This window comes from Mycoplana sp. MJR14, from assembly GCF_029210525.1.
Lineage (GTDB): Bacteria > Pseudomonadota > Alphaproteobacteria > Rhizobiales > Rhizobiaceae > Mycoplana.
The window spans coordinates 21,257-41,525 of sequence record NZ_JARGEO010000008.1 but is presented as its reverse complement, the minus strand read 5'-3'; the positions used below and the strand labels follow the sequence as shown (position 1 = coordinate 41,525).

At 67.2% G+C, this 20,269-nt stretch carries 17 protein-coding genes; 7 read left to right on the top strand and 10 right to left on the bottom strand.

Annotation, left to right across the window (positions count from 1 at the left end; translation table 11 throughout):
* Positions 1 to 235: 235 nt before the first annotated feature.
* From P0086_RS18100 to P0086_RS18090, 3 genes are read left to right on the top strand one after another with little or no spacing between them, the layout of a single operon-like run.
* The gene (locus P0086_RS18100) at positions 236 to 1,060 is read left to right on the top strand and encodes an ABC transporter permease (RefSeq protein ID WP_275788298.1); all 825 of its coding nucleotides are present in this window, start codon (positions 236 to 238) and stop codon (positions 1,058 to 1,060) included.
* On the top strand, positions 1,060 to 1,872 hold the full coding sequence (locus tag P0086_RS18095) for an ABC transporter permease (protein ID WP_275788075.1): 813 nt from the start codon (positions 1,060 to 1,062) through the stop codon (positions 1,870 to 1,872). The genes P0086_RS18100 and P0086_RS18095 overlap by 1 nt, the downstream gene beginning before the upstream one ends.
* Positions 1,873 to 1,898: 26 nt before the next feature.
* Positions 1,899 to 2,987: an ABC transporter ATP-binding protein gene (locus tag P0086_RS18090; protein WP_275788296.1), complete on the top strand. Its 1,089-nt coding sequence runs from the start codon at positions 1,899 to 1,901 to the stop codon at positions 2,985 to 2,987.
* 65 nt (positions 2,988 to 3,052) lie between these two features.
* Here P0086_RS18090 and P0086_RS18085 read toward each other — a convergent pair whose 3' ends face one another.
* From P0086_RS18085 to P0086_RS18070, 4 genes are read right to left on the bottom strand one after another with little or no spacing between them, the layout of a single operon-like run.
* Positions 3,053 to 4,336, bottom strand: a complete 1,284-nt coding sequence (locus P0086_RS18085) for an FAD-dependent oxidoreductase (protein ID WP_275788073.1) — start codon at positions 4,334 to 4,336, stop codon at positions 3,053 to 3,055.
* Positions 4,337 to 4,348: 12 nt separating this feature from the next.
* Positions 4,349 to 5,434 carry an extracellular solute-binding protein gene (locus P0086_RS18080; RefSeq protein WP_275788070.1) on the bottom strand — a complete coding sequence of 362 codons (1,086 nt, stop codon included), beginning with the start codon at positions 5,432 to 5,434 and terminating at the stop codon, positions 4,349 to 4,351.
* Between the two features lie 19 nt (positions 5,435 to 5,453).
* On the bottom strand, positions 5,454 to 6,113 hold the full coding sequence (locus P0086_RS18075; RefSeq protein ID WP_275788294.1) for a TetR family transcriptional regulator C-terminal domain-containing protein: 660 nt from the start codon (positions 6,111 to 6,113) through the stop codon (positions 5,454 to 5,456).
* Between the two features lie 41 nt (positions 6,114 to 6,154).
* Positions 6,155 to 6,964 (bottom strand): methyltransferase domain-containing protein, encoded by an 810-nt coding sequence (locus P0086_RS18070; protein ID WP_275788067.1) that lies wholly within the window; start codon positions 6,962 to 6,964, stop codon positions 6,155 to 6,157.
* A 154-nt stretch (positions 6,965 to 7,118) separates the two neighbouring features.
* Between P0086_RS18070 and P0086_RS18065 the strand changes: the two genes are divergently transcribed.
* From P0086_RS18065 to P0086_RS18050, 4 genes are all read left to right on the top strand, one after another.
* A complete protein-coding gene (locus tag P0086_RS18065) occupies positions 7,119 to 8,738 on the top strand; it encodes an NAD(P)/FAD-dependent oxidoreductase (RefSeq protein ID WP_275788064.1) in 1,620 nt (539 codons plus the stop codon).
* A gap of 7 nt (positions 8,739 to 8,745) precedes the next feature.
* Positions 8,746 to 10,329 carry an NAD(P)/FAD-dependent oxidoreductase gene (locus P0086_RS18060; RefSeq protein WP_275788061.1) on the top strand — a complete coding sequence of 528 codons (1,584 nt, stop codon included), beginning with the start codon at positions 8,746 to 8,748 and terminating at the stop codon, positions 10,327 to 10,329.
* Positions 10,326 to 11,576, top strand: coding sequence for an aminomethyltransferase family protein (locus P0086_RS18055; protein WP_275788058.1), 1,251 nt, complete (start codon positions 10,326 to 10,328; stop codon positions 11,574 to 11,576). The genes P0086_RS18060 and P0086_RS18055 overlap by 4 nt, the downstream gene beginning before the upstream one ends.
* 234 nt (positions 11,577 to 11,810) lie before the next feature.
* A complete protein-coding gene (locus P0086_RS18050) occupies positions 11,811 to 12,050 on the top strand; it encodes a hypothetical protein (RefSeq protein ID WP_112598466.1) in 240 nt (79 codons plus the stop codon).
* 54 nt (positions 12,051 to 12,104) lie between these two features.
* On the opposite strand, the gene P0086_RS18045 is transcribed toward P0086_RS18050, so the two are convergent.
* The 6 genes from P0086_RS18045 to P0086_RS18020 all read right to left on the bottom strand — a co-directional run bounded on the left by P0086_RS18045 (position 12,105) and on the right by P0086_RS18020 (position 20,267).
* Positions 12,105 to 12,716 (bottom strand): TetR family transcriptional regulator, encoded by a 612-nt coding sequence (locus tag P0086_RS18045; RefSeq protein WP_112598464.1) that lies wholly within the window; start codon positions 12,714 to 12,716, stop codon positions 12,105 to 12,107.
* Positions 12,717 to 12,768: 52 nt separating this feature from the next.
* On the bottom strand, positions 12,769 to 15,906 hold the full coding sequence (locus tag P0086_RS18040) for an efflux RND transporter permease subunit (protein WP_148652219.1): 3,138 nt from the start codon (positions 15,904 to 15,906) through the stop codon (positions 12,769 to 12,771).
* A gap of 11 nt (positions 15,907 to 15,917) precedes the next feature.
* On the bottom strand, positions 15,918 to 17,159 hold the full coding sequence (locus P0086_RS18035) for an efflux RND transporter periplasmic adaptor subunit (protein ID WP_112610010.1): 1,242 nt from the start codon (positions 17,157 to 17,159) through the stop codon (positions 15,918 to 15,920).
* A 191-nt stretch (positions 17,160 to 17,350) separates the two neighbouring features.
* A complete protein-coding gene (locus P0086_RS18030; RefSeq protein WP_112609996.1) occupies positions 17,351 to 18,352 on the bottom strand; it encodes an ABC transporter ATP-binding protein in 1,002 nt (333 codons plus the stop codon).
* A gap of 14 nt (positions 18,353 to 18,366) precedes the next feature.
* The gene (locus P0086_RS18025; RefSeq protein WP_275788048.1) at positions 18,367 to 19,431 is read right to left on the bottom strand and encodes a Gfo/Idh/MocA family oxidoreductase; all 1,065 of its coding nucleotides are present in this window, start codon (positions 19,429 to 19,431) and stop codon (positions 18,367 to 18,369) included.
* Positions 19,428 to 20,267 carry a carbohydrate ABC transporter permease gene (locus tag P0086_RS18020; RefSeq protein ID WP_112598457.1) on the bottom strand — a complete coding sequence of 280 codons (840 nt, stop codon included), beginning with the start codon at positions 20,265 to 20,267 and terminating at the stop codon, positions 19,428 to 19,430. Before P0086_RS18020 ends, P0086_RS18025 begins: the two co-directional genes overlap by 4 nt.
* Between the last annotated feature and the right edge of the window lie 2 nt (positions 20,268 to 20,269).

Sequence of the window (20,269 nt, the reverse complement as noted above, 5' to 3'; positions counted from 1 at the left end):
GTGGTTTGCGCTCATCTTCAATCCGGGAACAGCAACAAGCCGAAAAGGCGGTCGCGATGGCATCGCAAACTGAGGAGAGCGGGCTCTGTCCCGCAGGCATTCGCGTGCAGGGACGGCCCCGCAGCGCAAAGAGAAGGCCGCGATGAGCTCGGCGGCGATCACCTCCGCGCCCGACGCGCCGAAGCCCGCCACAGGCGGGCGCTGGCGGCACAGTGAGGAGGCCCGCGGCCTGGCGATGATCTCGCCGACGCTGCTCTACGCGCTGGCCCTCCTTCTCGTCCCGGTCCTGCTCGTCATCGCCTACAGTTTCTGGACCCAGAACTATCTCGAGATCGACCGCAGCTTCACCCTGGAGAACTATCGCCAGGCGCTGACCGAGCCGATCTACCGCGACCTGTTCGTCCGCTCGCTGTGGATATCGCTTCTCACCAGCGCGATCACCGTCGGCTTCTCCTATCCGATCGCCTGGTTCATTTCCTTCCACGGCGGCGCGCACCGGAACCTCTGGCTGTTCCTCGTCACCATCCCCTGCTGGACCAGCTATCTCTTGCGGGTGATGTCCTGGAAGGTGATCCTCGGCTATGGCGGCGTGCTCAACACCGGGCTGATGTCGGTCGGCCTGATCGACCAGCCGATCACCTCGCTGCTCTACAATGCCAACGCCGTCGTCATCACCCTCGTGCACAGCTGGGCCGCCTTCGCCATCCTGCCGATCTACGTCTCGCTGCAGAAGATCGACCGCACGCTGATCGAGGCGGCGCGCGACCTCGGCGACGGCCCGCTGCGCGCCTTCCTGCGCGTCACCCTGCCGCTGTCGATGCCGGGCGTCATTTCCGCCTTCCTGATCGTGATGATCCCGACGGTCGGCGACTACGTCACCCCGAAGCTCGTCGGCGGCAAGGACGGGGTGATGATCGCCACCGCCATCCAGGCGCAGTTCGGCAAGGGCGCCAACTGGCCGCTCGGCGCCGCACTTTCGGTCACGACCATGGTGCTCGTCTCGCTGGTCGCCGCAGCGGTCGTCTTGTCGCTGCGCGTCGCCGTCCGGAGGATCCGCTGATGCTGCAGAGGCTGCGCTTCCTCCCCTTCCTGCCCTTCTATGTGGCGGTCTATTTCCTGTTCCTCTACCTGCCGATCCTGCTCCTGCCGGTCTTCTCCTTCAACGACGCGGCGACCACGACGCTGCCGCTCGCCGGCTTCACCACCAAGTGGTACGCCTCGCTCTGGGGCAACACGGTGCTCTTGCAGGCGGCGCGCAACAGTCTAGTCGTCGGCGTCTTCGTCTCGCTGCTCAGCACCATCCTCGGCATCTGCGCCGCCCGCGCCATCACCCGCTACCGCTTCCGCGGCCAGAAGCCGGCGACCGGCCTGATCATGGCGCCCTTGTTCCTGCCGGAGATCATCGTCGCCGTCTCGCTGCTGATGATCGTGCTGCAGATGGGGCTGGAACTGTCGCTGGTGACGGTCATCCTCGGCCAGGTCGTCTTCTGCATTCCATACGCCATGTCGGTGCTCGTCTCCGGCTTCGAGGGCTTCGACCGCAGCCTGGAGGAGGCCTCCTACGATCTCGGCGAGACCGCGCTCGGCACCTTCCGGCGCGTCACCCTGCCGGTGGTGGCGCCGGCGATCGTCTCCAGCCTGCTCGTCACCTTCACCATCTCGCTCGACGAGTTCATCCTGGCCTTCTTCCTCTCCGGCACCGAGCCGACGCTGCCGGTCTATATCTGGGGCCAGCTGCGCTTCGCCGCCAAGCTGCCGGGCGTGCTGGCGCTCGGCAGCCTGATGATCCTCGCCTCCGTCGTCCTCCTCACCGTCGCCGAGGTCCTCCGGCGCCGGGCGGAGCGGCGCACGCGCGCCACGCTCGCACCCTGACAGGAGCCACCATGCCGGACCGTCCGATGATCGCGATCGAAAACGTCTCCAGGTTCTACGCCAGCTACCGGGCGCTCGACGACGTCTCGCTGGAGATCGGCGCCGGCGAGTTCTTCTCGCTGCTCGGCCCGTCCGGCTGCGGCAAGACCACGCTCCTGCGGCTGATCGCCGGCTTCGACGTGCCGACCAGCGGCGAGGTCCGCATCGACGGAGTGACGAGCACGCTGCTGCCGGCCAACCGCCGCCCGACCAACATGGTCTTCCAGAACTACGCGATCTTCCCGCATCTCGACGTCGGCGAGAACGTCGCCTACGGGCTGAAGCGGCTGAAGCTGGACGCAGCCGAGGAGCGCCGCCGGGTCTCCGACGCGCTCGACCAGGTGCGGCTCACCGGCCTCGACCGGCGCAAGGCCACCGAGCTCTCCGGCGGCCAGCGTCAGCGCGTGGCGCTCGCGCGTGCGCTGGTCATGCGGCCGAAGGTGCTGCTCCTCGACGAGCCGCTGTCGGCGCTCGACAAGAAGCTGCGCGAGGAGATGCAGGTGGAACTGCGCAGCCTGCAGAAGGCCGTCGGCATCACCTTCATCCTCGTCACCCACGACCAGTACGAGGCGCTGGCGCTCTCCGACCGCATCGCGGTGATGTTCGGCGGCCGGATCGCCCAGGTCGCGACCCCGAAGGAGATCTATCAGCACCCGCGCACCCGCAAGGTGGCGGACTTCCTCGGCGGCATGAACTTCCTCGGCGCCAGGCTCGTTGCGGAGCGCGGAAGCGACGTCGCCGTCGAAACCGCCCGCTTCGGCACGATCCGCCTGGAGCGCCCCAAGGGCTTTGCCGCCCCCGACGGCCGGGTCACCGTCGGCATCCGCCCGGAACGCCTGCGGCTTCTCTGGGATGACGAGCGCGCCCCGCACGAACTGGTCGGCCGCGTCGAAAACCGCGCCTATTTTGGCGAGGTCACCCATCTGACGATCGGCGTTGACGGGCTGGAGAAGCCGCTGTCGATGATCGAGACCAACGACTACGGCGCCGACGACCTGCCGCTCGGCGCCGAGATCCGCCTCGCTTATGATCCGGAGGCGTTCGTGCTACTGGCGGAGGATGGGGTGGGCCGATAGCGAGGAGCGAGGAGGCTTGCAGGTTCCCGCCGTCCGGCGCAATCGCCAACTGCGCGGACAACCAGTCACTCGCTATTCGCCACCCACTGCCCGCTATTCGCCACGCCTACCGCCGCCGCGACCGCCCGCCCCGCCACGATCGCCCCCTCCACGTAGCACGGATACGACGGCGAGAGTTCCGAACTGGCGAAGTGGATCGGGCCGGCGCCGGCGCGCAAGATGTCCTCGGCATCCTGTGCCTGCATGTCGAAGATCGTGTCGCCATAGCCGCCGCCGCACCAGCGGTCGTCGGTCCAGTCGCGCAGCACGATCGCCTCGGCCTCCCGGGCTCCCGCGCCGAGCGCGCCGGCGAGCCTGTCGAGGATCGCCTGCCGCAAGGCCGGCTCCGGCATCTGCCGCCAGGAGAGCGCCAGCGGTCCGGCGATGAAGACGACGAGGGTCGCGCCCGCGCCCTCGCGGCTGACGTCGCAGGAGAACAGCCCGAGCGGATCGCGCCACGCCACCAGCCCGCTGAGCCCGTCGTCACGCCAGAACGGCCGGCGGTAGCGGACCTGCACCTTGATCACCGTCCCGCTCCGCCAGGCGCCGAGCGCGGCCGCAAGCGGCGGCGGCAGGCCGGGCTCGTAGGCGATCCGGGAGGCCATCACCGGCGGCACGGCAACGATCGCCTGCCGGGCGAGGAACATCCGTCCCGCGGCAGCCACCGCCACCCCCTCCCCCGTAACCGTGATCTGCCGGACCGGACGGCCGGTCAGCAGGCGGTCGCCGAGGTCGGCGGCCATGTCGTCGGCCAGCGAATGGATGGTCTCTCCGACGAAATATTGGATCTCGGTCTGCTTGTTGGTGATGCGCCGGTCGTTGGAGACGAGATACCACATCGGCAGTTCGCCGATCGGCCGGCACCACAGCCCCTCCACGGTCGACCGGAAGGCGCGTGCTGCGCCGGTGCTGACCCGCTGCCGCGCCAGCCAGTCGGCGACCGTCAGCCCGGCAATCGCGGGATCGGCCGGGTCGAGCCGACGCAACTGCAGCCGCAAGGCGCGCGACTGCAGATAGGCGTCGTCGTCATCCGGCCCGGGCGGCTGGACCAGCGACGTGCCGTCCATCGGCGTGTGCACCAGCGTCTTGCCATAGCGCCGGAGCAGCGCCATGACGTTTTCCATGTCGTCGCAGACGAACTGGGCGCCGGTGTCCACCCGCGTGCCGTCGGCGAAGCGGGCCGATTCAACCCGCCCGCCGACGCGGTCCGCCGCCTCCAGCACCAGCACGTCCCGCCCGGTAAGCGCAAGGGCGGCCGAGAGGCCGGTGAACCCGGCCCCGACGACGATCACGTCATGGATGTGCGGCATTGGGGACAGGCGCTAGTATCCCGATTTGATCTTCTCGAATTCGGCGATCATCTTCTGCCGCAGCTCGTTCGGCAAGGGGGACTGGAACAGCGTGCCCTCCGTGAAGGTCTCCACGTCGCCATAGCCCTTCTCCTTCAGCACGGCGGCATCGACGGCAGCCATGCCCTTGGCGTTGGAGTGGCCGTAGCCCCAGCTTTCCACCATGTATTTCGAGACGGCGGGATCGGTCACGGCGTTCAGATAGTCGTAGAGCTGGTCGACGTTGCCTTCGCCGCCCTTCAGCCGGACATAGCCGCAGACCCAGGTGGACAGCCCCTCGGCGGTGTCCCGCTTCATCGCGACCGGCACGCCCTCGGCCGCAAGCGTCACCGCCGTCTCGTTCCAGGCCCAGGCCAGGTCGATCTCCCCACTCCCCATCGCCTGGCTGAGTTCGGTGTTGTCGGTCCAGTAGAGCCGGACGTTCTTGTGCACCTCACGCAGGAACTCCGACGCCTCCTTGAACTGCTCGTCGGTCATCTGCGTCCAGTCCTTCACCCCGATCGCCAGTGCCGCCAGCGCATAGACGTCGTCGACATTGTCGCCAATCGACACCCGGTCCTTGAACTTCGGATCGGCGAAGGCCTTCAGAGAGGCGACCTCCTCCGGCTTGACCAGGTCCGTCCGGTAGGTCAGCACGGTATTGCCCCACTCGTAGGGAATGAGCCAGGCGGTCCCGTCCGCCGAGGTCATCAGGTCCTTCATCGACTTCAGCCCGGGCAGCACGTCATTCCAGTGCGTGAGCCTGGTGGTGTCGAGCGGCTCGATCATCCCCGCGTCGCGCCACTTCGGCAGGCTCTGCGCACAAGGGTGGGCGACATCAGCCTTGAAGCCGGCGCGCAGCTTCTGGAAGGCCTCCTCCTCGTCGCCGAAGAAGGCGAAGTCCGGCGGGCCGCCATGCTTTTCGATGTAGATGGGGAAGAAGGCCGGGTCCTCGTAGCCCGACCAGTCGAACACCGTCAGCCCGTCGGCTCTGGCAGGCAGCGCGGTGGAGACGGACAGCGCGGCGGCCATGGCGACCGTGAAAAACGTTCCGGCCCTGTGCGAGATGCTCATGCTCATTCCCCTTTTTTCTGGTTGGCTATTTCGGTCCGTTGCGGGCGATATGCTTCGGAAACATCGCGACGATCGCCTCTATCGCCGCCTCGTGCGCCTTCTCGCGGGTGAGGCCGTCGCCCATCATCAGCCGCAGCCACAGCCCCTCCAGCATGCTGGAGAGCGAGAGCGCCATCGTTTCGGCGGTATAGTCGTAACCGCCCTCCGCCTTGAGCGCGGCACAGAGCGTGATCACCATCTCCTGGTACTTGACGTCGCGCGCGCCGCAGAGCGCCTGGTAGGTCGGCCGCGACTTCGCCTCGCCCCAGAAGGCGCACCAGGCGGCGAGCTTGCGCTTGGTGCAGATCCGCCGGTCGAAATCGGCGGCGACCAGCGCCCAGAGCTGGTCGGCCGGGCGCGGCCCCGCCTTCTCCAGCGCCGTGTACCAATGGTTGGCATATTCGTCCGCCATCGCCTGCAGCGTCGCGACGAGCAGCTTCTCCTTGCTCTCGAAATGGAAGTTGACGATGCCGCGCGACAGCCCCGCCCCGTCGGCGACGTCGGCCAGCGTCGTCTCGGCATAGCCGCGTTTCGCCAGCGAATCGATCGTCGCCTCGATCAGCTGCAACCTGCGTGTTTCCTTGGAGGCCTTGCGCCCCTTCTTCTCGATGTCAGTCGCTTCCTTCTGCGCCGCGTTTGCCCGCATCTTCACCGCCATTCTCATTTTGGGATTTCGCAGCGCCTCGTTCACGGATGGCCTCCGGCCGGCTTGCTGCCGAAAAGATGAGTGGGGCAATGCTCGCCGGTGTCAAGCACCTTCTGCATGGCTTCCCAGGTGCGGATGTTCTTGGCGACATAGGCCTCGCCGACGGCGGCCACGGCCGTCGCCCACAGCGGACCCTTCAGCCGCTCGAGCTCGGTGCGCGCCACCTCGCGGTACCAGCCGTTGCGATCGACGGCCGCGACCTCGACGAAGCCGGCGGCCCGCATCGCATCCAGATAGCGCGCCGGCGAGGCCATGCCGAACATCAGCCCCTCGGCGGCGACATAGTCCTTCATCGCCGTCGACGGCTCGCCGTCGTGCGAAATCAGCCAGTCGGAGGCGGCCAGCCGCCCGCCCGGCCTCAGCACCCGGTAAAGCTCGGCAAACAGCGCCTCCTTGTCGGGCACATGGACCATCGCATCCTTGGAGAAGACGACGTCGAACTCACCGTCGTCGAAGGGCAGCCGGCCGGGCGGCGTGGCAATGAAGCGGACCTGCGCCGTCAGCCCCTCGCGCACCGCAGCCGCCCGCGCCCGGTCGACCACCGGCTGCTCGACGTCGTAGCCGACGATCTCCGCCGGCCCGTGCACCTTGGCGATGTGCAGCGTCACGCCGCCCGCGCCGCAGCCGAAATCGAGCACCGACCGCCCCGCCAGATCGATGCCTTCGAGGACGCGGTCCACCTCCTGCGAACCGCCGGGCGAGAGATAGCCCTCGCCCCACACGACCGCGAGGAAGCGGATCGCATCGTCGTCGTATTCCGGCTCGTGCTCCTGCCCGGACGGCTCGGTCATAGCTACGTCCCCACCTTCGCATCCGCACCAATCTCAACACGAAATTCTAGCGCATTATCAGACGATTGCAACATACTTGCTGAATATTCATTCAAAATATCTGGACAAGTTTTTGCGTTTGATGCAGCCTTTTGGGCAATGAGGGAGAACGAGCATGCAGCGATATGACGTCCTCGTGGTGGGCGGCGGCCACAACGGCCTTGTGACCGCCTGCTACCTGCAGCGGGCCGGCCTGAAGGTGGCGGTGCTGGAGAAGAACGGCTGGGTCGGCGGTGCCGCCACCAGCCGCGAACTGACCCCCGGCTTTCTCTATTCCAACTGTTCCTATGTCTGCTCGCTGTTCCGCCCGGAGATCATGCGCGACCTCGAACTGTCGAGGCACGGCCTGCAGGTGGTCGCCTACGAGGGCGGCGCGGTTCTGACCCGCGACGGCGACTACCTCGCCTCCTACCGCGACCACGACAGCCACCGCCGCGAGTTCGCGCGCTATTCGAAGCGCGACGCCGAGGCCTATGAGCGCTACGCCCGCGACGTCACCCGCCAGTGCCGCTTCATCCAGCCGCTGCTGATGCGCACCGCCCCCGACCCCTTCGGCTTCCGCCCGCGCGACATCGCCGAGTTCGTCTACCTGGCGAAGAAGTTCGGCGAATTCAGCGCCAGTGAGATGGCCGAGACGCTGCGATTCTGGACCATGTCGATCTCCGACTTCCTCGACGAATATTTCGAGACCGACGTCATCAAGGCCTATCTGGCGATCTCCGGCATCATCGGCACCGCGCTCGGTCCGATGTCGCCGGGCACGGCCTATGTGCTCCTGCACCACTACATGGGCGAGGTCGACGGCTCGGTTGGTGCCTGGGGCTATGCCCGCGGCGGCATGGGCGCGGTCACCCAGGCGCTCGCGAGTTCGTTCATCGCCTCCGGCGGCACGATCCGCACCGACGCGCCGGTCGCAAAGATCTTCTCCCGCGGCGGCCGCACCACCGGCGTCGTGCTGGAAAGCGGCGAGGAGATCCGCGCCAGCCTCGTCGTCTCCAATGCCGACGTGAAGCGCACCTTCCTGAAGCTCGTCGACGAGGCCGACCTGCCGGAAGACTTCGTCCACCGGGTGAAGCACTTCAAGATGCGCGGCTCGTCCGGCAAGGTGAACATCGCACTCGACAGCCTGCCGGAGTTTCCGGCCCTGCCGAAGGGCTCGTCCTGCATCCGCGGCGACCTGCACTTCACCGATACGATCGAACGCATGGAGCGCGCCTATGACGACTGGAAGGCCGGCCGCTGGTCGGCCGACCCGATGCTGGATGCGATGATCCCGACCACGCTGGACCCGACCATGACCTCGCCCGGCAAGCACTTCATGAGCTGCTTCGTGCAGTACTGCCCGCCGAAGGTCGAGGGCCGCGACTGGACGGACGCCGACCGCACGGCCTTCGCCGAAACCGTCGTCGGCCAGATCGCCGACTATTCGCCGGGTTTCCGCGACCGCATCGTCCACATGGAGGTGCGCACCCCGCGCGAACTGGAAGCCGAGGTCGGCCTGACCGAGGGCAACATCTTCCAGGGCGAGTTGACCTTCGACCAGCTCCTGTTCAATCGCCCCGTGCCCGGCTACGCGCAGTACCGCAGCCCGATCGCCGGCCTCTACATCTGCGGCTCCTCCACCCATCCCGGCGGCGGCGTCATGGGCGCGCCCGGACGCAACGCCGCCATGGAAATCCTCCGCGACCTGAAGCGCAGCCCCGAGAAGATGAGCAACGCCCATGACGTCATCTGATGCGCCCGTGAAAGCTCCATCGGCAACCGCCCCGCACGCCTATGACGCCATCGTCATCGGCGCCGGCCACAACGGCCTTGCCGCCGCCGCCAAGCTCGGCCGCAGCGGCCGCAGGGTGCTGGTGCTGGAGGCGGCGAACGCGCCGGGCGGTGCGGCCCGCGGCCGCGAATTCGCGCCCGGCTTCCGCTCCGCCGGCCTCGCCCACCTCGTCAACCGGCTCGACCCGGAAGTCGCCCGCGACCTCGGCCTGTCGCTTGCAGCCAGGCCCGGCCCGGCCATGCCGACCGCCGTCCTCGACGGAGAACGAGAGCCGGCCGTGCTGCGCGGCGCCTATGGCGAGGCGATCGACGGCGTTGCCGCCGAAGAGGCCGCCGCCTTTTCCCGCCTGCGCGACAAGCTCGTCTTCCAGGCCGGCATCCTCAAGCGCTTCCTCCGTCGCCCGCCGCCGCAGCTCGGCGCGATCGGCATCGGCGACATCTCGACGCTCGCCGCCGCCGGCCTCGGCCTGATCCGCAAGGGGCGCGCCGAGGGCCGCGACTTCCTGCGCATGCTCCTGATGAACGTCGCCGACGTCGCCGACGAATATCTGGACGACGACCGGTTGAAGGGATTGCTCGCCTTCGACGCCACGCTCGGCATCCACCTAGGGCCCCGCTCGCCGACCTCGCTGCTCGGGCTCTACTACCGCCTGACCGGCGAAGTGGCCGGCAAGGCCGGCGGCCAGTTCATTCCCGAAGGCGGCATGGCGGCCGTGGCACCGGCCTTCGTCAGAGCCGCCGAGAGCGCCGGCGTCACCATCCGCTGCGGCGCCCGCGTCGGCCGCATCCTCGCCGATCGCGGCAGCACCCGCGGCGTCGTGCTCGCCGACGGCTCCGAACTCACCGCGCCCGTCGTGGTCTCGGCGATCCATCCGCAGGCGACCTTCCTGTATCTCGTCGATCCCGTCGAGACCGGCACCGGCTTCCTGCGTTCGATCCGCCACGTCCGCTCCGCCGGCAACGTCGCCAAGCTCGACCTCGCCCTGTCACGCATGCCGAACTTCGACGGCCTTTCGGGCCGCGACCATGCCGGCCGCATCGTCATCGCCCGCTCGATGACCCATGTGGAGGACGCCTTCAACCCGGCCAAGTATGGCGAGTTCTCGCCGGATCCGGTGATGGAGATCGTGCTGCCGAGCCTGGCCGACGCCACGCTCGCGCCGGACGGCGCCTGCACCCTGTCGGCGCTGATCCAATATGCGCCCTACCGGCTCAAGGCAGGCTGGGAGAGCGGCAAGCCGGCCTTCCTGAGGATCGTCCTCGACATCCTCGAACGCCACGCGCCGGGCATCGGCGACACGATTCTCGCCGCCGACCTCGCCACGCCCGCCGATATCGAGACCGAATACAACCTGCCCGGCGGCCACTGGCATCATGGCGAGCTGCAGGCCGACCAGTTGCTGATCAACCGGCCGACGGGGGCGGCGTCCGGCTATGCGACGCCGATCGAGGGGCTCTATCTCGCCAGCGCCGGCGCCCATCCCGGCGGCGGCATCTCCGGTCTCGCCGGCTGGAACGCCGCCCGCCACATCCTCGCCGGAGACCGCCGATGAACGCCCTGACCAAGCCTGCAAATGCCCAGGACGCCCGCCGCGTCGCCCGCGATCACATCCTCGCCCCCCGGCTGGAGACGCCGTTCCACCCGCGGCTCGCCGCCCTCGACCAGGTCAACGACTGGTACAACTGGGCCGGCTACAAGGCGCCGCATGCGGTCTTCGACGAGGAGCTCGAATATTTCGCGATCCGCTCGACGGCAGCGCTGTTCGACATCTCGCCGATGGTGAAATACCGGATCACTGGTCCCGACGCCGAGCGCTATCTGAACCGGCTGACGCTGCGCGACGTGCGCAAGCTCGGCGTCGGCCGCGTCCACTACACCGCCTGGTGCGACGACCACGGCCACGTGCTCGACGATGGCACGCTGTTCCGGCTCGGCGAACAGGAATTCCGCCTCTGCTGCCAGGAGCGCCACCTGCCCTGGCTGCTCGACAGCGGCTTCGGCCTTGCCGTCGACATCCGCGAGGAGACCGACGAGATCGCCGGCCTCGCCTTGCAGGGACCGACCAGCTTTGCAGTCCTCGTCGCGGCCGGCTTTGCCGGGGCAGAGCGGCTGAAGCCCTTCGACATCGGGAACTTTCCCCATGACGGCGGCCCCGGCTGCAGCTCGGTGACGATCTCGCGCACCGGCTTTACCGGCGACCTCGGCTACGAGCTGTTCGTGCCCCGCGCCGCCGCCCTGTCGCTCTGGGACCGGTTGTGGGACGCCGGCGGCGAGCATGGCATCCGCGCCATCGGCTATTCGGCACTGAACCGCACGCGCATCGAGGCCGGCTTCATCGTCGCCAATGCCGACTTCGTCACCGCCGAGGCAGCGCTACGCGCCGATCGCGTCCGCCTGCCCGACGAAATCGGCCTCGACTGGCTGGTCGATCCGGACAAGCCGCATTTCAACGGCCGCCGCGCCATCCTCGACGCCCGCCGGAATCAAACTCTGAAGCACATCCTGGTAGGCCTTGAAATCGAAGGGAATATTCCAGCCGAGCATGCGATCGTCTATCATCGCGGCAAGCGCGAGGCCGGCCTCGTCACCGCCGCCACCTGGTCGCCGACCGCCAAGCGCAACATCGCGATCGCCAGCCTCGAGCGCCCCTACGGCACGAAGTTCACCGACGACCTCTGGGTGGAGATCTATGCGATGCGGGAGCTGAAATACCAGAAGATGATGAAGCGCGCGAAGATCGTCCCCCGCCCCTTCGTCAAGCTGGCGCGGCGGACGGCAACGCCGCCGGGGCTGCGGTAGGATTGGAAGACGGAAAGCGGAACGCCCCTCATCCGCCTGCCGGCACCTTCTCCCCGCAGGCGGGGGAAGGACACTTCCCGCAGCGTCTCCGTCCCCTCTCCCCGCCTGCGGGGAGAGGGTTAGGGTGAGGGGCGCCTTCGCAATCGAGCGTGAGGGGCCCCTAGGCAAAACATGAGGGCCATGCCGGCGACACACCGCCGCCCTCGAGCGAAGAAAAGGACAGAAACGACCGCAATGGACGAAGAGACGCGCCACCACTGGCAACTGATCCGCACCCCGACAGGCGTCGAGTGGTCGGGGCGCGCCCGCTATGCCGCGGCGATGTATTTCTACCAGAAGGGCGAGATGAGCGCCGAAGTGCTGGAGGTCTACCGCATCTGCTCCAGGCTTGATTCGGAAGATCCGCTTTCCGTGCTAAGGCGTTGGAATATCGGCGAGGAATGGATCGCAAGGGTGACCGGAGACAGCGCCTGACATCACCAAGGCCAGTGCCGGCGCGCTAATGGCGCAGGCGGGCGCGACGGAGGGTCAGGCGGCCCTCAGCCCGCGCATGAACCGGGCCAGGCCCTCGCGGCCTTCCACGGCGATATCGAAGCGGCGCCCGAACAGGAGCCACTCGACGCACAGCCCCTTCATCATCCAGCAGAAGGCGGTCGCGAGCGAGCGCGGCGTCCAACAGCTGTGGAGCTGGCCCTTCTCGGCCGTCCGCGCAAAGGCCATTTCGAGGATGCGCACGTGCTCGTCGAACACCTGCTGCTGCTGCGCCAGCACCGGCGCCAGTTCGCCGCCATAGTCGCAGCGGAGCAGGATCGACAGGATCCGCTGGCGCTGCTCGTCATGGGCCAGCACATCCAGCCACTCGGCGGCCATGCGCTCGACCACCGCAAAGACGTCGGCGCCCTCGACCTCGAGCTCGCGGGCGATCATGTCTTCCTGCGGCAGCGGCACGGACTTGTAGAGCTCCATGAAGAGGTCGGTTTTGTTGGCGAAATGCCAGTAGATGGCGCCGCGGGTGACGCCGGCGGCGATCGCCACCTCCTCCATCGAGGCGTTGGAGACGCCCTTTTCGAAGAAGACGCGCTCGGCCGCGCCGAGGATCTGCTGGCGCGTGGCTTCGGCGTCCGCCTTTGTCCTTCGCATGCTGCCTCCCGATAGAAGGGGAAATGCCCGCCGTGCGGCGGGCATTCTGGGATCACTCGCCGGGCGCCGGCGCCGGCTCCGCAGCCGGCTTTTCCTGCTTCGGGCTGCGGCCGAAGAGCTTCATGACGAACACGAAGAAGACCGGTACGAAGAAGATCGCGAGGATGGTGGCCGAGATCATGCCGCCCATCACGCCGGTGCCGATCGCATTCTGGCTGGCGGCGCTGGCGCCCGTGGCGATCGCCATCGGCAGCACGCCGAGGGTGAAGGCCAGCGAGGTCATCAGGATCGGCCGGAAGCGCAGCCGGCAGGCCTCGATGGTGGCCTCGAGCAACGGCTTGCCCTCGGCGCGCAGGTCCTTGGCGAACTCGATGATCAGGATCGCGTTCTTCGCCGACAGGCCGATGATGGTGATCAGGCCGACGAGGAAGTAGACGTCGTTCGGCATGCCGCGCCAGGTCACCGCCAGCACCGAGCCGATGACGCCGAGCGGCACGACGAGCATGACCGACAGCGGGATCGACCAGCTCTCGTAGAGCGCCGAGAGCAGCAGGAAGACGAACAGGATCGACAGCGCGATCAGCGCCGGCGCCTGCGATCCGGACTGGATCTCCTGCAGCGACTGGCCCGTCCATTCGTAGCCGAAGCCGTTCGGCAGCTCGCCAGCGAGCCGCTCCATCTCGGCGATCGCCTCGCCGGAGGAGAAGCCGGGTGCTGCCTGGCCGGCGATGCGGATCGCCGGATAGCCGTTGTAGCCGACGATCTGCTGCGGCCCGCGGATCCACTCCACCGTCGCAAAGGACGACAGCGGAACCATGCCGCCGCTGGCATTGCGGACGTTGAGATTGAGGAGGTCGGCGGTCTGCATGCGCTTGTCCGCCCCCGCCTGCACCGTCACGCGCTGCATGCGCCCGGAGTTCGGGAAGTCGTTGACGTAGGACGAGCCGAGGTTCGCCGAGATCGTCGAGTTGATGTCGGCGAAGGTCACCCCGAAGGTGTTGGCCTTCTCGCGGTCGATCACCAGATTGACCTGTGCGGCGTCCGGCATGCCCTCGATGCGCAGGCCGGTCACGACCGGGCTCTTCTGCGCCGCGGCCATCAGCTGGTCGCGGGCGGCCGAGAGCGCGGCCTGCCCCAGCCCGCCGCGGTCCTGCAGGCGGAAGGTGAAGCCGGTCGAATTGCCGAGGCCCTGGATCGGCGGCGGCGACAGCGAGAACGTCATCGCGTCCTTGATGCCGAACAGCTGCATGTTGGCCCGGCCCGCGATCGCATCGGCCGAATCCTCCGGCCCGCGCTCGGACCAGTCCTTCAGGGGCACGAAGGCGAGGCCGGCATTCTGGCCGGTACCGGAGAAGCTGTAGCCGGAGATGGCCACGACGTCAGCGACGGCCTTCTCGCCGAGGAAGATCTTCTCCACCTGCTGGATGACCTCCGCCGTACGGGTTCCGCTCGCTTCGGACGGGGCCTGCATGTCGACGATCAGGTAGCCCTGGTCCTCGTTCGGCAGGAACGACGTCGGAAGCTGCAGATAGGCATAGGCAAGCCCGGCGAGCAGCGCGAGATAGACGACCATCAGCCGGCCGGAGCGCCGCACGACCTTGCCGACCACGCCGGAATAGCCGTGCGCCGTCCTGTCGAAGCCGCGGTTGAACCAGCCGAAGAAGCCGCGCTTCTCGTGATGGCCCTGCGGGATCGGCTTCAGGAACGTGGCGCAGAGCGCCGGCGTCAGCGACAGCGCCAGGAAGCCCGAGAACAGGATCGACACCACCATGGTCAGGCTGAACTGCTGATAGATGATGCCGACCGCGCCCGGGAAGAACGCCATCGGGATGAACACCGCCGAGAGCACCAGCGTGATGCCGATGACCGCGCCGGAAATCTGGCTCATCGCCTTCTTCGTGGCTTCCTTCGGCGACAGGCCCTCTTCGGCCATGATGCGCTCGACGTTCTCGACGACGACGATCGCGTCGTCGACGAGGATGCCGATCGCCAGCACCATCGCGAACATGGTGAGCACGTTGATCGAGAAGCCGGAGACGAACATCGCCGCACAGGTTCCGAGCAGCGCCACCGGCACCACCAGCGTCGGGATGATCGTGTAGCGGATGTTCTGCAGGAACAGGAACATCACGATGAAGACGAGCCCGATCGCCTCGATCAGCGTGTGGATCACCTTCTCGATCGACACCTCGACGAAGGGGGTCGTGTCGTAGGGGATGCTGTATTCGACGCCCGCCGGGAAGAACTTCGCCAGTTCCTCCATCTTGGTGCGCACGCCTTCCGCCGTCGACATGGCATTGCCGGTCGGCGACAGCTGGACGCCGATGGCGGCCGTGGGATTGCCGCTGAGGCGCGTCGAGAAGTTGTAGCTCTCGCCGCCGATCTCGATGGTGGCGACATCGCGAAGCCGCACGGACGAGCCGTCCGGGTTGGCGCGCAGCACGATCGAGCCGAATTCCTCCGGCGAGGTCAGCTGGCCGCGCACGAGCACGGTCGCCGAGATCTGCTGGCCGATCGGATTGGGCTGTGCGCCGATCTGGCCCGCCGAGACCTGCGCGTTCTGCGCCGAGATGGCATTGGTGACGTCATCGACCGTCAGGTTGAGGCCGACCATCTTGTCGGGATCGACCCAGACGCGCATCGAGCGCTGCGTCGAAAACAGCGTCGCGCTACCGACGCCGGGCACGCGCCGGATTTCGCCGAGCACGTTGCGGCTGAGATAGTCGCCGAGGCCGATGGCGTCCGTGTTGCCGTCGGTCGAAGACAGCGCCACCACCATCAGGAAGGAGGTGCTGGCCTGCTCGACGCGCATGCCCTGCTGGGTGACGGCCTGCGGCAGGCGCGGCTCGACGCGGGCGATGCGGTTCTGCACTTCCACCTGCGCCTCGCCGATATTGGTTCCGGGCGCAAAGGTGACGTCGATGGAGATGCTGCCGGAGGATTCGGAGGTGGATTCGAAGTAGAGCAGCCCGGGCACGCCGTTCAGCTCCTCCTCGATCGGCCGCGTCACCGACTGGTAGATGTCCTCGGGCGATGCGCCCGGATAGTTGGTGGAGATCGAAATCTGCGGCGGCGCCACGTTCGGATACTGCGCGACCGGCAGCATCGGAATCGTGATCACGCCCGCGAGCATGATGAAGATGGCGACGACCCAGGCGAAGATCGGCCTGTCGATGAAAAATCTTGGCATTGTTCAGGACCTCAGTTCGCCTTGGCGGCCGGCTCGGCCGTCCCCTCGCCCGCGGCCGGCTGCGCCTCGGCTGCCTCCTTCGCGGCGGCAGGGGTCGTAGCACCCGCCGGCTGCCAGTCGGAAGGCACCACGGCGGCGCCGGGGCCGATCTTCTGGAAGCCTTCGACGACGACCTTCTCGTTCGGCTGCAGGCCGCTCGTCACGATGTAGCGCTGGTCGACCGCGCGGCCGATGTTGATCCGCCGGACGTCCAGCTTGTTCTCGCCGTTGACGACGTAGACCTGCGCCTGGCCGGCCGTGTCGCGCTGGACGGCCTGCTGCGGCACGAGGATCGCGTTCTTCTGGATGCCCTGCTGGATCTGCACGCGGACATACATTCCGGGCAGAAGATCGTTGTCGGGGTTGGGGAATTCGCCGCGCAAGGTCACCTGGCCCGTCGTCTCGTCGACGGCGGCCTCCGAGAACAGCAGTTCGCCGGTGTGGCCGTAGGCGGTGCCGTCGTCGAACAGCAGCGTCACGTCCGCCGAGTTGTCGTTCATCAGGTCGCCGTCCTGCAGCGCCTTGCGCAGGCGGATCAGGTCGGTCGCCGACTGGGTGAAGTCGGCATAGACGGGATCGAGCTGCTGGATCGTCGCCAGCGCCTCGGTGCCGCTGGTGCTGACCAGCGCGCCCTCGGTGATCAGCGCCCGGCCGATGCGGCCGGTGATCGGCGCCTTCACTTCGGAATACTGGAGGTTGAGCTTTGCCGTCGCAAGCCCGGCCTCGGCGATCGCCACGTCGGCGTCCGCCGCCGCAAGCTGCGCCACGGCGTCGTCGAACTGCTGCTCGGAGGCGACGTTCGACTTCTTCAGCTGTTCCTGGCGGTCGGCCGCCTGCTTGGCCTGCAGCTGCACGGCCTTGGCGCGCCTGAGCGTGCCCTCGGCGCTTTCGACCTGCACGCGGAACGGCTCCGGGTCGATCCGGTAGAGCACGTCGCCTTCCTTGACGATGGAGCCCTGCTCGAACACGCGCTCGACGATGATGCCGGAGACGCGCGGACGGACCTCGGCGATGCGGGTCGCAGCGATGCGGCCCGGCAGCTCGTTCATGATCGGCGCTTCCTCGGACTTGGTGGTGATGACCGCGACCGGCATCGGCGGCATCGCCGGCGCCCCGGCCTGCTTGTCCTCCTCCTTCTGGCATCCGGCCAGAAGCAGCAGGCTGCCCATTGTCGCAATTGCAATCGGTCTGATGATGCGCATCGGTTGTTCCACGATCAAAGAGAGGCCGGCGGCCTCGAAAAAGGAGCGAATCTCGGCCGGAAGGCCTTGAAATGATTCGATGCGGAGAACGAAAGTCCCCCGCATCGCCGTTTTACAAACAGTTCTGTATGTTAAATCTTGCCGAAGCGCAATCGGCCACGGCCCTGGACAACGCCCCGATCACGCCTTCGTGATGAGGGACCTCATTGTATCACATTGCCGTCAACGCCGAACCGGTGGAGTTGAGAAGCGTTCGGCGTCGCGTGGACGATCTCGTCCGGCTCGTAATGGTGCTCGCCGAACAGCCGCGCAGTCAGGAGCCCGGCCTTCTCGCTGTCGAGATAGACGATCGTGTCGGCGCCGAGGTGCTCGACATGGACGATCCGGCCCTTCCACTCGCCGCTCTCGCGCGACAGCGTCATGTGTTCCGGACGGATGCCGATCGTCGTCGCATCGCTTCGCCCGAGCCGCGCCGCCTCGATGAAGTTCATCGCCGGCGAGCCGATGAAGCCGGCGACGAACAGGTTGGCCGGCCTGTTGTAGAGTTCCATCGGCGAGCCGACCTGCTGGATCACGCCGCCGTCGAGCACGACGATCTTGTCGGCCAGCGTCATCGCCTCGACCTGGTCGTGGGTGACGTAGATCATCGTCGCCTTCAGCTCGCGATGCAGCCGCGCGATCTCCAGCCGCGTGTTGACGCGCAGCGCCGCGTCGAGGTTGGACAGCGGCTCGTCGAACAGAAACAGCTTCGGTTCGCGCACGATCGCCCGCCCGATCGCCACGCGCTGGCGCTGTCCGCCGGAAAGCTCCGCCGGCCGCCGCTCGAGATACTTCTCCAGCGACAGCATGGAGGACGCCTTCTTCGTCCGCTCCTCGATCTGCGCCTTCGGCGCGCCGGCCTGCTTGAGGCCGAGGCCCATGTTGTCCTTCACGCTCAGGTGCGGATAGAGCGCATAGGACTGGAACACCATGGCGATGCCGCGCTTGGCCGGCGGCACGGCGCTGACCTCGGCGCCGTCGATGAGGATGTTGCCCGAGGTCGCATCCTCCAGCCCCGCGATGATGCGCAGCAGCGTCGATTTTCCGCAGCCCGACGGTCCGACGAATATGACGAACTCGCCGTCCTTCACGTCCAGGTCGATGCCCTTCAGCACGTCGACCGGCCCGAAGGACTTGCGCACGGATTTCAGTTGCAGGGAGCCCATCGATTATTCCTTCTCTAGAGTTTCACCGGCCGGCCGGTGCGCACGCTCTCGTCGGCGGCAAGGCAGATCCTGAGCGACTGGACGGCATCGTCCATGTGGCGCGAAAGGTCGAGATCCTCGCGGATCGCCTTCAGCACATAGGCCTGCTCGCGGTCGCAGAGCTCCTGGTGGCCCGGCTCGCCGGCCATCGTCAGGTCCTCGTCGGCCCTCAGGAAACGGCCGTCCGGCCCGGTTTCGGCGTTGTGCAGCCGGATCACGGCCGTCTTGGTGTGGGTGTCGATGTCGTCCGACTTCGCATTCGGGTCCATGACGATCGAGACGGAGCCGTTCGGCGACATCACGTCCTTCACGAAGAAGGCCGTCTCGGAGATCATCGGCCCCCAGCCGGCCTCGTACCAGCCGAGCGAGCCGTCGTCGTAGAGCACCTGCAGGTGGCCGTAGTTGTACATGTCCGGCGCGATCTCGTCGGACAGCCGAAGCCCCATGCCGCGCACCTCGACCGGTCTTGCGTCGGTGATCTGGCACATGATGTCGACATAGTGCACGCCGCAGTCGACGATCGGCGGGGTCGTCCGCATCAGCGCCTTGTGCGTCTCCCAGGTCGGCCCGCTCGACTGCTGGTTCAGGTTCATGCGGAACACGTAGGGACCGCCGAGCTTGCGGGCTTCGGCGATCAGCCGCATCCAGGAGGGATGATGACGCAGGATGTAGCCGACCACGAGCTTGCGGCCGTTGGCGCGCGCGCAGGCGACCACCCGCTCGGCATCGGCGACCGTCGTCGCCAGCGGCTTCTCCACGAACACATGCGCGCCCGCCTCCATCGCCATCACCGCATAGTCGGCATGGCTGTCGGAATAGGTGTTGATCGAGCAGAGCTCCGGCTTCAGCGCCCTCAGGGCCTCGGGAAACGACGGCAGGATCTCGTAGCCGGCAAGGGCTTCCGGCAGCTCCACCTTCGAGCGGTTGACGAGGCCGGCGATCTGAAAGCCCGGGTTCTCGTGATAGGCGAGCGCATGGCTGCGGCCCATGTTGCCGAGGCCCGCGGACAGGACGCGGATGGGGGCGGGCGAACGGGTCATTTCACGGCTCCCGAGGTGATCCCGCGGATCAGCTGCCGCGAGAAGGCCAGATAGAGGACGAGGACGGGCAGGATCGCCAGCGACAGGGCGGCGAGCACCGCGTTCCAGTTGGTGACGAACTGGCCGATGAAGATCTGCGAGCCGAGGGTGACGGTCTTGGTCGCCTCGCTCGGCGCCAGGATCAGCGGGAACCACAGGTCGTTCCAGATCGGGATCATGGTGAAGACGGCCACCGTCGCCATGGCCGGCCGCACGAGCGGCAGGACCAGGCGGAAGAAGATCGAATATTCCGACAGGCCGTCGATGCGCCCGGCGTTCTTCAGGTCGTCGGAGACGGTGCGCATGAACTCCGACAGGATGAAGACGGCGAGCGGCAGGCCCTGCGCGGTGTAGACGAGGATCAGCGCCGTCAGCGTGTTGACGAGCCCGGTCGCCACCATCCCCTGCAGGATTGCCACCGTGCCGAGCCGGATCGGGATCATGATGCCGAGCGCGAGATAGAGCCCCATCAGCGTGTTGCCGCGGAAGCGGTATTCCGACAGCGCGAACGCCGCCATCGCCCCGAACAGCAGCACCAGGAAGATCGACACGACGGTGACGATCAGGCTGTTCTGGAAGTAGAGCGCGAAATCCCCTTGCCCCAGCACCGTCTGGTAGCCCACGAGGTCGAAGGTCGACGGCGTCGGCAGCTGCATCGGATTGCGGAAGATGGCGTTGCGGCTCTTGAACGAGTTGATGATCGTCAGGAACACCGGGAAGATCGCAATCAGCGTATAGGCGATCAGGGCGGCATGGACGAGGGCCGTGCGCGAAAGCGAGGTGCGTGCCTTGGACATGG